Here is a 15,836-nt window from a genome sequence, read left to right as displayed (position 1 = left end):
TGAAAGATGTAGCGAACGGAGCACATTGCTTCGAGGCTGGGACAAAAGGTCAAACGACCTTTTGTCCCAGCCTCTTTTACCCATCTACAACTTACAATAGCTATGTCTCATTCAATCCTATTATTTCAGTTGTCCCTTTTCATTCATGATGTACCTTAATTTTCTCACAGAAATATTAAGTAGCTTAGATGCTTCCTTTCGATTACCTAATGTTTCTCTCAGTGCTCGAGTCACAAAGGAACGTTCTATCTTTTCTTCTAGTTCTTTCAAATTGTTCTGGATTTCCTCAAGGTCAATCACTCGTTCCTGCTCCCATAATGTTAGAATTCGATTCTTCCATTCATCTACATATTCAGCTAACTCTTCCTTATAAGAATCTCCTACTAATTGTTGAGGGATATCAAGCTCATTTCTCCCCTCCTGCTTTTCAACACAACTTTTTTGTAATGTAATTTGACGAGGTAAATATTCAGGGGTAATGACATCCGTCTCTCCCTCTGCTAACGCAACAGCTCTAGTTACTACGTTTGATAACTCTCGAATATTTCCTGGCCATTGGTAGTTCGATAAATAATGTAATGATTCTTTTGAAAAACTTACACTAGGGGTATTACTCAATAGTTTATCTACTAACATTTCTATGTCTTCTTTGCGCTCTCTTAACGGAGGAATACTAAGCTTCACAACATCTAAACGGTACATTAAGTCTTCTCTAAATTCTTTCTTTTTCACTGCTTCTTCTAAATTGACATGAGAAGCTGTAATGATTCTCGTATTTGTATGTAGTGACTGCTCACTGCCAACCCTCATAAATTCCCTTGTTTCTAGTACTCTTAATAATTTCACTTGAATTGAAGGAGATGCTTCTGCTACTTCATCTAAAAAGAGAGTACCACTACTCGCCACTTCAAAAAGACCTCTTCTTTGTTGACTTGCACCTGTAAAAGCTCCCTTTTCATGGCCAAATAATTCGCTCTCTAGTAAGGTTTCCGAAAAAGCTCCACAGTTCACACCGATAAAAGGCTGGTTTGGTCTCATACTCGCTTCATGTATAAAACGAGCTAGCACCTCTTTCCCTGTACCTGTTTCTCCTTCTATACGAACATTTATATTTTTCTTTGCAAACTTATAAGCCATTTTCAGCAGAATATTCATTTCCTCTGTTTGACCGACGACCATCCCAATGCTTTGAGCAATTTTTTCAATTTCATAATCATAAAATACTGTATTTGTATGTATCAGTTCATCAATATGTTTTTCTAGCTTATCTATATCATCGAAGGGCTTTTCTATATAATCACTTGCACCATTTTTTATTGCATCTACTGCTGTCTTCACTGTACTATACCCAGTCATAATTACGACCTTACAAGAAGGGTAATATTCTTTAATCCTTTTCAAAACTGTAATGCCGTTAGTATCAGGCATTTTCAAATCTACTAATGCTAAATCTACTTCTTTTAGCTCTAGTTTCTCAATCGTTTCATCATAATTATGTGCATATGTCACATCATAGCCCTTTTTAGATAATAAATAATATAAAAATGTGACAACTTCCCTCTCATCATCCACTACCAAAATTCTTTTCATCCCTACCCCCTGTGACCATTTACATTTTCGGTATTAATAAAGTAAACCTACTTCCTTTGCCTTCCTCACTATTAACCTCAATTGTGCCACCATGTTCCTTTGCAATTCCAAGACTTACCGATAACCCTAAACCAGTTCCTTGAATTGCTTCCTTTGTCGTAAAGAAAGGTCTAAATATTTCTTTCATGTAATCCTCACTAATCCCAATTCCGTTATCTTCAACACTTAAATATAACCATTCCTTTTTATTAATTTGCTTCTGACCCGTCTCAATCTTAATTAATTTCTTTTCATTCTCGGTTTGCTCTATCGCATCTCTAGCATTGATAACTAGATTAATGACAATCTGTTCAATTTGTTGAATACTCCCTTTCGCTTCAGGTAAGCCCTCACAAAGCTTTGTTTCAATTGTGATACATTGCCGTTCCACTTGAAAACGAATCAAGCTTAATACATGTTTTATCGCTTGATTCAATGAACAGCCTTGTACATCATTCTCATCTTGTCTAGAAAAAGTTAATAAGTTACGAATAATATTTTTTGAACGATCCCCACAATTATAAATATCTGAAAGTAATTGGTAAGACATGTTATCTTTATCAAAATCACGCATTAATAATTGTGCATTTCCAATGATAGCAGTCAGTGGACTATTCAATTCATGAGCTACTCCAGCAGCTAGCTCTCCTATTGCTGCTAACTTACCAGAGTGTAATAATTGAGCTTCTGTATAAACTTTTTTCGTTACATCTTTCATATAGACAATCACACCGTACATTTCAGAATCCTCATTATAGACAGGGTAAGTATAGGCATCTACTATTTTCCCATTGGTTAAATGTAGTTGTTGATTGGCTACTTCTCTTGTATGATAACTTTCATCAATTGGACAAATCGTTGTGCTTTTCGATGCTTTATAAGTAATGACATCTTTTATACTTTGACCATATAAACTGTCATCATTGATTTGATAAAAAGATTTAACCGCATCATTAAATCGAATAATCCGGTAATCCATATCGACAAAAATAAGCAAATCCTCTACTGCACGAAACGTTTCCTCCCATTCTTTCTTCCCATGTAAGACAGCATGATACAGTCTAGAATTTTCTATACAAACAGCTAATTGGTCAGCGAGCTGCTGTAAGAAAGTAACATCTCTTTCATCAAACTCAACAATTTCATTACTACCTAAACTTAGAATACCTGAAACACTATTCTTGCTTAAAAGCGGAAAAACAAATAATGATTTTATATTTAACGTTTGTATTGTTGCTTGCTCAATATTAGATAACTCATTAGGATTCTTCACAGAATGAAATAAAGCTTCCCTACTATAAACAGCTTTATAATAAAGTGAGTCCTGCTCTGGTAGTACTTCTCCAAGCTTCAAAAAAAAGGAATCAACTGGATACACATTTGTAAGAATAAGTTGTTTATTTTCATAAATTGATAGGCTCAGGCGGTCAACTTTATAAAGTTTCTCAAGCTTTTTCATTACATTTTCAAGCATCTCATCCATCGACATATCAACTTTGAAGCTCTTCATTACTTCATTAATAATTTCTAGCTTCATATTCTTTCTTTCTAATTGTTCGATAGTTTTCTTTAGCTCTGTATAATAGCTTCTTTTCGAAGATTTTACACCTGTAAGCAATTCTATGATTGGCTTTTTCTCTATCACAATGAACCTCCTAAATCGCTAACGAAACAATTTTCTTGATTTCTGATAATGATATATCACGTGGATTTGTAATCATACATGCGTCCTCAATTGAATCTTTTGCTATTCCTTCAAGGTTTTCGTTTGTAAAACCTAACTCAGATAAGCGCTTTGGTGCACCAATATCTTGAGACAAGCTCTTGACTAATTCAACAGCCTTTCTCCCAGCCTCAGAATCGGAACAACCACGAATATCCGCACCCATTAATCTAGCAATATCTGAAAAACGTTCTGGCTTGGCAATTAAATTAAATTCCATAACATAAGGAAGTAGGATTGAATTCACTTCACCATGTGATAAATCACATCGACCACCAATAGCATGCGACATCGCATGGACGGCTCCTAAAATACCATTCGAGAAAGCCAAACCAGCTTGAAGGCTCGCCATTGCCATTTCATTCTTTGCTTCTTCATTTGTTTTTGATGCAACAGAAGGTCTTAAATAACGACTTACTAGATAAATAGCATTTTTCGCTTGAACATCTGTAAGCGGTGTAGCAGCCACACTAACATAAGCCTCAATAGCATGAGTTAATACATCTAAACCTGTCGAAGCTGTTAGTGCTGCATCCTTCGTCATTAACGTTAAAGGATCGGTAATTGAAATATCTGGGACAAGTGATTTAGAGATAATCGTCATCTTCTTTTTTCGTGCCGAATCTAAAATAACGGAAAATTGAGAAACTTCTGACCCTGATCCCGCAGTAGTTGAAATCATGATTAACGGAGGCAATGGTGAATGTATTTTATCTACCCCTTCATAGTCATTAATACTTCCTCCATTTGTTACAACGATGGCAATTGCCTTAGCCACATCTAGTGAACTACCACCACCAATGCCAAGAACTGCATCGCATTCATGTTCTTCATATATCAGAGCACCATTCATTACTTCGAAATCTCGTGGGTTCGTTGTCAGTTCAAAAAATGTAGCATAAGCTAATCCCGCTTCCACACAACTAGAGATCGCCTGTTCAACCCATCCAACACCACAAACCCCTTTATCACTAACAACTAGCACCTTTTTAGCACCTAATCGTAAAAAACATTCACCTACCTGTTGGATAGCACCCTTGCCGAAGATAATTTCTGGTGTAACAAATTTATTAATCATGTCCCCACCTACCCTATTTTTTATACAATCAGTAAAGTCATTAGTATTACAATTCCCTCACTATTTTCTCCAACGTTTACTTAAAAAAATATACAAACCCACCAATAGGAGGATTTGTATATTTACGCTACTTCTATCTATGAAGATTGTTCATTATCTACATTTACTTGTACATTACGTTGCGGCGAAAATGTAGAGATTGCATGTTTATAAACTAATTGCTGCTTTCCTTCTGTTTCTAATATAACTGTAAAGTTATCAAATGCCTTTATTAGACCTCGTAATTGGAATCCATTAAGTAGAAATACTGTTACTTGGATATTGTCCTTACGAAGTTGATTTAAAAACTGGTCTTGAATATTAACTGATTGCTTCATTTCACAGTTCCCCTCCTATTTACACGACTATATACTATTTCGCTTTTCATTTTAACTTTCCTTCTACAAATTGCTTTATTTCTACAATTTTTTCTGAAAAATTGACACCTGTCATATCGAACCATTCTACATCTGCCTTATTCCGAAACCACGTTAGCTGTCTTTTCGCATACCTTCTAGAGTTACGCTTTAAATTCTCAATTGCATCAGCTAAACTAACTGTACCATCTAAGTATTCATAAATTTCTTTATACCCAATAGCTTGTACTGATTGACAGTTTCGCACCCCTTGATAGTATAGCCTTGACACTTCCTCAATTAGTCCATTATTCACCATGATATCGACTCGTTTATTAATTCGATTATACAAGACTTCTCTATCCATTGTTAAGCCTATCATCACTAATTGATAAGGCGATGGTTTTTCTTCATCATTTGGAGCTTCTATTTGTCCTTCCGATGTTCGATATAACTCTAATGCCCGAATAACACGACGATAATTATTAGGATGTATTGCATCAGCTCTAGTTGGATCGATAGAATATAACTTTTTATGTAATTCATCTACACCATGCTCTTTCACATATTGCTCTAACTCAAGACGATACTCTTCATCAGCCTCAGTCTCTGGAAACTGGTAATCATGAGTAACTGATTTCACGTAAAGCCCAGTACCACCAACGATAAAAGGAATTTTTCTTTTGTTGTTTAACTCAGTGATAAGTGGCTTTACTAACCCTTGAAATTCTGCAGCGGAGAATGAATCAGTTGGCTCTTTAATATCAATCAAATGGTGTGGAATATGTTCCATTTCTTCTTCTGTCACCTTTGCTGTACCGATATCCATCCCTTTATAAATTTGCATAGAATCTCCACTAATAACTTCCCCATGTAGAGCCTTTGCTAGCTCTATTCCCGTCTTCGTCTTACCTACCGCAGTTGGACCAACGATAACTACTAATTTTTCTTTCATTTCTTTCTCCTCTTTACAAAATCCATCTCACACATCAATATACCCATAATGAAATTTGGAGGTCGGTCTCTTTATTATGTGAAAACCAAACTCTTCAAATCGTTTACTACGAAAATGGTCTTTTAACACGACTCTTTTTTTGGCTATTCGTTTTGCCTCTTCAATACTACCTTTGCACAATGGACTTTTTTGTACAATTGATTTTAAGGGTGCAATTCCAACTGAATCAATTTCTTCCTCAAACATCGGATCAAAATAAACTATATCAAACGAATTTGATGGAAATGTATGCAAATAATCTTCATGATTCGTTTGAATAACTTCAATATGTCTCATGGCACTATTAATATGTACATTCTTTGCGTCCCAGCGTTTTAGACCATTTTTAATTATAAACGCTATTAGATTTTCAGCCTCTAACCCAAGGACTTTTCCACTTTCAGTAACAGCTGCACTAGCAACCATACTATCTGAAGCCATACCGAGAGTACAATCAAGAAAACTCATTCCTTTTTTTAACTGACAAACTTCAATGAGAGGGTCTTGCTCGCCTCGTATTAACCTCTTAATCCGAAACATGGCAGTATTAGGATGAAAAAAGAATGGTTCATCTACATCATTGTAGTAAAGTTTAAGCTGTTCCTTTCCTACAACAAGAAGATTACCATCAACAAGCTCTCGTACTTTTGAAAGTTTTCTTTTATTACGTGGCAAAAATGGTAGTTCTAATTCATTAGCAATATCAATTGCATACTGATCTAATTGCTCTGTAGTTCTTAATGCGGTCGTTACTACCACGTCTATCCCTCTTTTTTACTTATCTACTTTATTCTCATCTTACATGACCAACAATAAGTAAGCAATGCTTCAGCAAGCAGGCAGGCTAAATTCATTATTGTCCATTTTTTGAAAAGATATAACTATAATTTAAAAAGATATCAAATGAAGTAAAGGGTTATACTTTACCTCCTATAAACTCATTTGAATAAGATGCCCAAAAGGTGGTTTATTACCTTTTCAGACATCTCCACTCTACATTACTCGTTTAAACATTTTTTCCATCTCATACGTAGATATATGAATGATAATAGGTCTGCCATGTGGGCATGTAAATGGTTCACTCGTTTTTCGTAAAGATTCTAATAGAGCAAACATTTCATCCTGACGTAAATGCCTGTTTGCTTTAATAGCAGCCTTACAAGACATTAGAATTGCTGCTTCTTCCCTTAGTTTCTTAATCTCTATCTTCTTATTATCTAGCACCTGTTGAATCATCTCTTTAATCGTTTCTTCCTCTTGCCCTCTAGGCAGCCACGTAGGGTGAGAACGAACAATAAATGCTTGTGCCCCAAATGGTTCTACATACACCCCAACTTCTTCGAGTGCCTGTTTATTTTCTTCAATAATAAGTGCTTCACCTTGTGTAAACTCAAATGTAATTGGTACTAGGAGATCTTGAACTTCCGGATTCACCTGACCAACCTTCTCTTTGAAGTACTCATATTTAATCCTCTCTTGGGCCGCATGTTGGTCAATAATATAAAGGCCATTTTCATTTTGAGCTAGAATATACGTTCCATGCATTTGCCCAATTGGATAAAAGGCAGGTACCCGATTATCGGTTTCACTTACGATGTTACGCTCTTCGATTCGTTCTTGAATGTCTGAAACCTCATCTATCAATTCCTCTGCAATTACTGTATTTTCCAAGACTCTATCTATCGTATTAGCCTCTTGTTCCTGGCGATAGTTCGTAGTAGTTATAGGTTGTTCTTCTTTTTTTATAAGGGGTGCTTCTTTGTAAATCGGTTCTTGCCTTACTTCTGCGTCAGTTTTTTTCTTAGGAGACAAGTCGAAGGACGATAATGAAAAGCTTATTTGCTCTGACTTCTGTTTTTCTCCCTTCGAAATAGTCCCATCAGGAATCAACTGCGTTTCTTTAAAAATAGATTTTATACCATCTGTTACAAGCTCAGTTAATACCTCTTCTTTACTTAAACGTACTTCTAGCTTTGAAGGATGAACGTTCACATCAATTAATAATGGATCCATATCTATATTAAGTACGACTAAAGGATACCGTCCGATCGGTAATAATGTATGGTAACCATCTTGAATCGCTCTCGCTAACGGGAAGTTACGAATATATCGATGGTTAATAAAGGTTGAAATATATTGCCTTGAGGCTCTCGTAATTTCTGGTTTCGCAATATATCCTGTAATTTTAAAATCAATTGATTCTACCTTTAAAGGTAGCATTTTCTTAGCAACTGAACGACCATAGATAGCAGAAATAACATGTAATAAATCGCCATTACCACTCGTATGAAGCATTTCCTTTCCATTATGAACTAACTGAAACGAAATATCGGGATGAGCTAAAGCCTGACGGTTAATGACATCGCTAATATTTCCAAGCTCTGTATGGACGGTTTTCAAATACTTCAAACGTGCTGGAGTATTATAGAAGAGGTTCGACACTATCACCTCTGTCCCTTTACGACTCTTCGCTGGAGCTTTGTCTGTGATTTTACCACCTTCAATTATAAGCTTCGTTCCAGCACCCTCACCAAGACTTGTATTCAACTCTACAAAGGAGACAGAAGCAATACTCGGTAGAGCCTCGCCACGAAACCCTAGTGTCAGGATTTTAAATAAATCCTTATCGGTTTTAATTTTACTTGTGGCATGACGAAAGAAGGCCGTTTCCACATCGTCGTCTTCGATGCCATCACCGTTATCTAGTACTCTTATTTTAGACAATCCACCTTCTTCAACATCAATAAGGATCTTACTGCTATTTGCATCTATCGCATTTTCGACTAGCTCTTTGACAATCGATGCAGGACGTTCTACTACTTCGCCTGCTGCTATTTTATTTGATAGCTGTTCATCTAGCTTAACTATTTTCCCCATAGGTCTTCCTCCTCTCTTAGGAGTCCAATGAAAAGGATGGTTTTCTCTATCATTGGACTTTTAGTATTGTCAGAAGCAGGTTCAATCTTTAAAATCTTGCTATATGTGAATTCCGTGAGCAAGTACGCAACGTGTGGTAGCTATATCAATATCTACTTCAATCGAAGTTTCTTTTGAAGCTCATTAAGCTGTTGTAATGCTTCAATTGGCGTCATATTTAAAATATCAGCCTTACGTATGTTTTCAATAATCTTCTTTTCTACTGAACTTATCTTTTTTTCCTTAGTAGAAGAATCCACATCCTCTGAAGGAAATAGTGAAATTTGCTCTGCCTCATGAACCTGAATCGGCTGACTAACTACAGCTTCCTTCCCATCTCTATTAAACTGCTCTAAATCTGTTAGAATTGCCTCAGCACGAGAAATAACCTCTTTAGGAAGCTCAGCAAGCTCAGCAACATAAATACCGTAGCTTCGGTCAGCTTGTCCATCAACAACCTTATGAAGGAAAACAACCTTCCCGTCCTTTTCTACTGCAGACACATGAACATTCTTAAGATGCTCTAATATATTTTCTAACGCTGTTAATTCGTGATAATGAGTGGAAAATAATGTCTTTGCGCCGATATTCGTATGAATGTATTCAATAATCGATTGTGCTAACGCCATCCCGTCATACGTAGAAGTTCCTCGCCCAATCTCATCTAGCAACAGTAAGCTATCTTGTGTAGCCTTCGTAAGTGCATGTTTTGTTTCAAGCATTTCAACCATAAACGTACTTTGACCACTTGCTAAATCATCAGCTGCACCAATTCTTGTAAAAACTTGATCAAAAATTGGCAATGTAGCTTCTGTCGCAGGTACGAAACAACCCATTTGAGCCATCACAGAGATTAGTGCTAACTGTCTCATGTAAGTACTTTTCCCAGCCATATTTGGTCCTGTAATAAGGAGTACTTCCCTACCTGGCTGTAAGGAAACATCATTTGCTACATATTCCCCTCTAGGGATTACTTTCTCAACGACAGGATGACGTCCATCTATAATTCTTACTTCTCTTTCTTTGGAGAAATTTGGCTTCGTGTAATGTTGCTGTTCACTGACAGTCGCAAAGCTTTGCAGGACATCAATAGTGCTAATACACTTTGCTAATGACTGGAGCGGAGAAATAAACTGCTTAACCTCTTCTCTTATTGAAAGAAATAAATCATATTCAAGTGTCTCTATCTTCTCTTCTGCCTCAAGAATAAGAGCCTCTTTTTCCTTTAGTTCTGGCGTAATAAAACGTTCTGCATTCGATAACGTTTGTTTCCGCTCATAACGACCATCTGTAAGGTGTTGCAAATTAGACCTAGTGACTTCGATATAGTAACCGAATACTTTGTTGTAGCCAATTTTTAACGATTTAATCCCTGTTTCTTCTCGCTCTTTCTTTTCTAGTTGAGCTATCCACGTCTTACCATTAATACTCGCATCTCGATATTGGTCTAATTCGAGATTGTACCCTTCACGAATCATCCCACCTTCTTTAATTGACAATGGTGGGTCGTCGTTTAGACTTTGTTCTAATAGGTCTAATAACTCTTCACAGCAATCAACACCAGAAACTAATTCGTTACCATAGCTATTGCTCAATCCATTCACTTTAGCAACAATATGAGGGATTTGCTGTAACGACTGACGTAGTTGAACTAAATCTCTGGCATTGACATTCCCATAAGCAACTTTACCTGCTAATCTTTCTAAATCATAAACTAGCTTTAATTCATCTCGTAAATCCTCGCGCTCAAACAGTTGCTCATATAATACCTCTACCATACTCACTCGCTTTTCAATCAGTTCTTGATTAATTAGCGGACGTTCGACCCATTGCTTGAGTAACCTTCCTCCCATTGCTGTTACCGTTTGATCCAATATCCACAATAATGATCCCTTTTTCTTCTTCTCACGATTGGTTTCAACTAGCTCCAAATTTTTCTTAGAATGAAGGTCAATTTTCAAGTATTGATTTGTAGTATAGTGCTGTACTTTTTGCAAATGGTCTAGTGACCTTTTTTGCGTACGAATTAAATAGTGACAAAGCCTCGCAAATGATGTAATTAATTTATTTTGACCTATTTCTTCGCAAAGATGTTTATACATTTCTGGTAAGCTTTCTTCACCTTCATATGAAACTGTTAAATCTAAAATTTGTGTTAACTTACTTTGGTATAGCTCATCAAAATCAGAAGACAAAATGACTTCCTTCGCTCCCGTTAATGCAAGCTCTTGAACAACCTCATCAATATCTCCTTGTAGTAAAGTGACATAGCTTTCACCAGTTGTTAAATCAGCTCGAACAAATCCGAAGCTCCCGTCACGAAAATCAGTGATCGCAACAATAAAGTTATTTTCTTTCTCATTAATTGTTTTTCCGTCCATTACTGTACCAGGTGTTATAAGTTTAACTACTTCCCTTTTCACAACCCCTTTTGCCTGACGAGGGTCTTCCACTTGCTCACAAATCGCAACCTTATACCCTTTTGCGATTAACTGAGTGATGTAATTTTCTGCTGAATGGTAAGGAACACCACACATTGGTATTTTCTCTTTATCTGCTCCACGTCCTGTTAATGTGATTTCCAATTCCTGCGCTGCCTTCTTGGCATCCTCAAAAAACAGTTCATAAAAATCCCCTAAACGGAAAAATAAAAAGGCATCCTCATACTGTGCCTTAATTTCTAGATATTGTTTTATCATTGGCGTTTGCTGTGACATGTTTCTCCTCCAACGTTCTTCATTTTTCTACATTAATTATAGCATAGAGGAGTAGTTTCATCAGGTGGTAAATAGAGCAACTTCCATTCTTCTATGAAATGTAAGCTGTCGTAAAATCATCTTAAGAAAACGAAAAAAAACTAGGAAGTAGTGACCCCCTTCCTAGTTCAATGTTTCAATTATTATTCTTCTAAATCACCCATTAAAAAGTTTGGATCTAAGTCTTCAAACTCTTCATCATCGACTTGCTCTTGCCAATCTGCTGCTTCAATTTCATCAATGCAGCCTTCTGGATTTACTGCAACGCAAACTTTTGTTTCACCAATAATTTCCACAAGAAATTCTCTTTCCACTTGGACAACAACAGTAGATCCATTTGGCGAAATTGTTGCTTCTAGAGTGTTCGGTTGCTGAATTGCTCGTGCAATTACTTCTAAATCATCAGACATTACATTTTCATCTCTTACCGACAATGGAACAACATCTGTGTATGTGACTGTTTCAGTAGCTACTTGCGTTTTCGTATTGCTACTATGAGAGAACCAACAGTTAATGTCATAGCTCCCAATCACTTCAATAGAATCCCCTTTTTTCGAAGCCTCATACTTGTGATTAATGATCCAACACCCTAAAATACTAGTTGGTTTACTAGCCGGACTTATCGTATGGCTTGCCTGTGAAAACTTTCTTCCCTTACCACATACCGCTTTCGTTATAATCTCACGGTAGTTTACTCCATCTGTCTGTGCCATGTATAAACCCTCCTCATTCAAATCTAAACTTGCAACCGCGAAAGCCGTTTTTTCTTCACTTCCATCCTATGCAGGGCGAATGACCATTGTTCCAAAAAAATCGAATAAAATGAGATGAAATGATAATTGTATGAGTATAAAGAAGAAGAATTCCAAACAGGTGAGTAAAACTTCACCAGTTAATTAAAACCACTTTCCTTTTAACGATAAAACGAAGGAAAGCCATAATCCTTACAACAATATGTCACGAAAAATGGATTTATGACTCAAGTTCATTAAATAGTTAGGTACAGTTTTATTTACCTAAACAAAAAGCGTCTCAAAGAGGTTTGTACCCCTTTGAGACGCTTGCAATTTAACAAGAACCGCAGCCACCGCCACGAGATTTATTCGTTGTTGTACCTTGTAGGACATTTCCACCCATCGATAAAATTACTTCATCCGTTACAGTATTAGAAATTGTTGAAGATACTAATTGAAGTAAATGGTTAACATCCATTTGACTTTGCTTGAATTCACGAACTAGAGGAATTTCATCAATCTCATTGTGAAGAGCATCTATTTTCTCTTCTACTTGCTTAAGAGCCTCTCGCTTATCATAATGTTGTAAATTTACAGCTTCTTTTTGCTGTCTCTTTATTTTTGAAATTAACTTTTGTACTGTTTCATTTTCATTTACTTGCTTTTCAGCTTGTTTAAAAAATTCAACTTCTTCCGTTTCTGCAATCATCTTAGCTAAATCTTTTGCTTTTTGAACAATTTCATCTTTAGTATATAGTTGTTTATTCATTATTTTTTCACCTCAGCTAATTCTACCATATCTCCGTCTAAAGACCACGTCTTTACATTAGTTATTTTTATATAAACAATTTGGCCGATAACCGTTTTAGGTGCTCTAAAATTAACTAGACGGTTTGTTCGCGTACGTCCAGCTAATACGTCAGGATTCTTCTTACTTTCACCTTCAACAAGTACTTCTACTACTTTACCTTGGAACTCAAGATTTTTCTTTGCTGAAATTTCATTAACTAGGGCATTTAGTCGAGCTAAACGTTCTTTCTTTACTTCCATCGGAACATTGTCTTCCATTTTCGCAGCTGGAGTTCCTTCTCTAGGTGAATAGATATACGTAAAAGCACTATCAAATTCAACTTCTTTCACTAAAGAAAGCATATCTTCAAATTGTTCATCTGTTTCATTTGGGAACCCTACGATTAAATCTGTAGTAAAGCTTGCGTTAGGAATTGCTTTTTTAATTTTTCCTGCCAATTCAAGATACTGTTCACGTGTATACTTTCGAGCCATTAATTTCAGAATCTCTGTATTACCATGCTGAACTGGTAGGTGAATATGCTCAACTAAGTTTCCACCCTGAGCTAACACATCAATTAAGTAATCATCAAAGTCACGAGGATGACTCGTTGTAAAACGAATACGAGGAATATCTATTTTACGTAGTTCATCCATCAATTGACCTAGCCCGTACTCTTTGTCTAGCGCTAAGTCTTTTCCATAAGCGTTTACGTTCTGACCAAGTAAAGTTACCTCTTTATATCCCTGACGAGCTAAATCTCGTACCTCACTGATAATATCCTCGGGCATACGACTACGCTCTTTCCCACGTGTGTAAGGAACGATACAATACGTACAGAATTTATCACAACCATACATAATGTTTACCCATGCTTGAGTACTTCCTTGACGTACACGAGGCATATTCTCAACAATATCTCCTTCTTTAGACCATACTTCAATAACCATCTCTTTCCCTAGAATAGCTTCTTTCATTAAATGAGGGAGACGGTGAATATTATGAGTACCAAAAATAAGGTCAATGTGCTGATGCTTTTGCAAGATACGGTTAATAACTGCTTCCTCTTGAGACATACAACCACAAACACCGATAATTAACTCAGGCTTTTCTTGCTTTAATGGCTTTAAATGTCCAATTTCACCAAACACTTTATTTTCCGCATTTTCTCTAATTGCGCAAGTGTTTAATAGGATAACATCTGCTTCTTTCGTATTTTCAGTAGCTTCAAATCCCATTTCATGAAGAATTCCAGCCATATTTTCAGAGTCATGTGTGTTCATTTGACAACCATATGTGCGAACAAGGAACTTCTTCCCTTTCCCGATTAACTTCATTTCATCAGGAATTTCAAAGTCGTAATGAACTTGTACATCCTCTTTTCCTCTACGCTTCGCATCTTTTAAACTCGGTGGTTGAAAATACTTATCGTAATCCTTTTCGGTTTTTAAGACCGAAGAATTATCGTTATTACTTGTTGTCATAGTTGTAACTCCTTCCAATAGTAAGCTTACTTTTCTATTGCTATATTTTTTATTTTTATGCCATTTAGGCGAATAATTACACTACCATAGTAGTATAGTATAAGTTCTATCAACAATCAAAGCAACTATTAGAGTTTTCACAAAACGGCTTCATTTTTCTCTATTGAAAAACTAGTAAAAAAGCCTATGCTTTATCTAAGTTTCATACTCTATTAATTTATAAGAAAAGACGCCCCTATAATAGGACGTCTCTACCACACCATTCTATTATTTAGCTATTAAAACTGGGCAATGTGCATGTTGAACAACATTATGACTGACACTACCTAACACCATTTCCTTAAACTTACTTAAACCTCTACTACCAATTACTATTAAATCTACATCTCTATTTTTTGCATAATCTATAATCATTTCTGCTGGATTCCCTTTCAAAATAACATAATCTTGTTTGTTTTCTAAAGGTTGTAATGTTTCTTTTACTTCATCTAATATCCTTTCAATCTTCTTCTGTTGCTCTTCTTTTATTGCATCGTAAACTCCAAATTCACTCCCTAAGTATTTTGGATTAATAACATTAAGTACATGAATTTCAACACGTTTATCTTGTTGTGCCAGCTCCTTAGCCATACTTAAAGCTTTCTTTCCTAAAGAGGATCCATCATAAGCAATAACTATTCTAGAATAAAAACTAAACATTACAATCCCTCCAAAATTATAAAGTAAATAAAGTTACTTAATTTTACCATTAAATTTATAATTATATAACACATTTTCATTTATTTTTAAAAATATTCTGATTATTCTATGTTTTTATATACACAAAGAAAAAGTGCCTCATTAGGCACTTTTTCTTTGTAACTATTTTAATAAAGCTGCATATACTTGTACATCTAACTCTTTTGCTTTTTCTGGGTTGTACGTTTTATTATATTTTGGTTCTTGAACAATCTCAGCACCCCAGAACATGCTTTCAAAAACTTGGTCTATATCTACTTCGATTTTTGATAGCTTCATAGCAACGCCATCCATTACATCTTCAAGAATATTGCAAGTTCCTTGGATTGAATACACATTCCCAAGGCCAATTAAATTTAAAACTACTTTATTATTATGTTGAATATTTGAAACAATTCTTGAATTATTTGTTACAGTAAAGCGAAGTTTACTTTCACTTACTGCTTTTACCCAAGAGATTGCCGAAACATTCGGAGTATTTGTCTCATCAATAGTTGAGATTAGTATCAGTGCTTCATCATTTAGCTTATCTTGTAATTCTTGACTTAAAGTTGTAATAGGTTCATTTTTACTCATTTTACCATCCCTTTCAAAACTAA

At 35.7% G+C, this 15,836-nt stretch carries 13 protein-coding genes; all 13 read right to left on the bottom strand.

All coding sequences use genetic code 11. The features are described from left to right. Positions 1-120: 120 nt before the first annotated feature. The gene (locus CD003_RS03315) at positions 121-1,590 is read right to left on the bottom strand and encodes a sigma-54-dependent transcriptional regulator (RefSeq protein ID WP_096199466.1); all 1,470 of its coding nucleotides are present in this window, start codon (positions 1,588-1,590) and stop codon (positions 121-123) included. 19 nt (positions 1,591-1,609) lie between these two features. Next, entirely contained in the window at positions 1,610-3,274 is a 1,665-nt protein-coding gene (locus CD003_RS03310) for a sensor histidine kinase (RefSeq protein WP_096199465.1), read from the bottom strand. A gap of 10 nt (positions 3,275-3,284) precedes the next feature. After that, entirely contained in the window at positions 3,285-4,430 is a 1,146-nt protein-coding gene (locus CD003_RS03305) for an iron-containing alcohol dehydrogenase (RefSeq protein WP_096199464.1), read from the bottom strand. Positions 4,431-4,567: 137 nt separating this feature from the next. Further along, positions 4,568-4,807: an RNA chaperone Hfq gene (gene hfq / locus CD003_RS03300; RefSeq protein ID WP_096199463.1), complete on the bottom strand. Its 240-nt coding sequence runs from the start codon at positions 4,805-4,807 to the stop codon at positions 4,568-4,570. Positions 4,808-4,853: 46 nt separating this feature from the next. After that, a complete protein-coding gene (gene miaA / locus CD003_RS03295) occupies positions 4,854-5,780 on the bottom strand; it encodes a tRNA (adenosine(37)-N6)-dimethylallyltransferase MiaA (protein WP_096199462.1) in 927 nt (308 codons plus the stop codon). Positions 5,781-5,807: 27 nt separating this feature from the next. Then, positions 5,808-6,578 carry a class I SAM-dependent methyltransferase gene (locus CD003_RS03290; protein ID WP_142302833.1) on the bottom strand — a complete coding sequence of 257 codons (771 nt, stop codon included), beginning with the start codon at positions 6,576-6,578 and terminating at the stop codon, positions 5,808-5,810. Between the two features lie 234 nt (positions 6,579-6,812). Then, positions 6,813-8,696, bottom strand: a complete 1,884-nt coding sequence (gene mutL, locus CD003_RS03285; protein WP_096199460.1) for a DNA mismatch repair endonuclease MutL — start codon at positions 8,694-8,696, stop codon at positions 6,813-6,815. 152 nt (positions 8,697-8,848) lie between these two features. Further along, a complete protein-coding gene (gene mutS / locus CD003_RS03280) occupies positions 8,849-11,452 on the bottom strand; it encodes a DNA mismatch repair protein MutS (protein ID WP_096199459.1) in 2,604 nt (867 codons plus the stop codon). A gap of 182 nt (positions 11,453-11,634) precedes the next feature. Next, a complete protein-coding gene (locus CD003_RS03275) occupies positions 11,635-12,204 on the bottom strand; it encodes an outer spore coat protein CotE (protein ID WP_096199458.1) in 570 nt (189 codons plus the stop codon). 355 nt (positions 12,205-12,559) lie between these two features. Continuing rightward, on the bottom strand, positions 12,560-12,994 hold the full coding sequence (locus CD003_RS03270) for a RicAFT regulatory complex protein RicA family protein (protein WP_096199457.1): 435 nt from the start codon (positions 12,992-12,994) through the stop codon (positions 12,560-12,562). Further along, positions 12,994-14,499, bottom strand: a complete 1,506-nt coding sequence (gene miaB, locus CD003_RS03265; protein WP_096199456.1) for a tRNA (N6-isopentenyl adenosine(37)-C2)-methylthiotransferase MiaB — start codon at positions 14,497-14,499, stop codon at positions 12,994-12,996. The genes CD003_RS03270 and miaB overlap by 1 nt, the downstream gene beginning before the upstream one ends. Positions 14,500-14,766: 267 nt before the next feature. Further along, positions 14,767-15,198, bottom strand: a complete 432-nt coding sequence (locus CD003_RS03260) for a universal stress protein (protein WP_096199455.1) — start codon at positions 15,196-15,198, stop codon at positions 14,767-14,769. Between the two features lie 162 nt (positions 15,199-15,360). Then, positions 15,361-15,813: a pyridoxamine 5'-phosphate oxidase family protein gene (locus tag CD003_RS03255; RefSeq protein ID WP_096199454.1), complete on the bottom strand. Its 453-nt coding sequence runs from the start codon at positions 15,811-15,813 to the stop codon at positions 15,361-15,363. Positions 15,814-15,836 lie beyond the last annotated feature (23 nt).

The sequence above is a fragment of the Bacillus sp. FJAT-45350 genome, assembly GCF_002335805.1.
Lineage (GTDB): Bacteria > Bacillota > Bacilli > Bacillales > NISU01 > FJAT-45350.
This window is presented reverse-complemented; position numbering and strand designations above follow the sequence as displayed.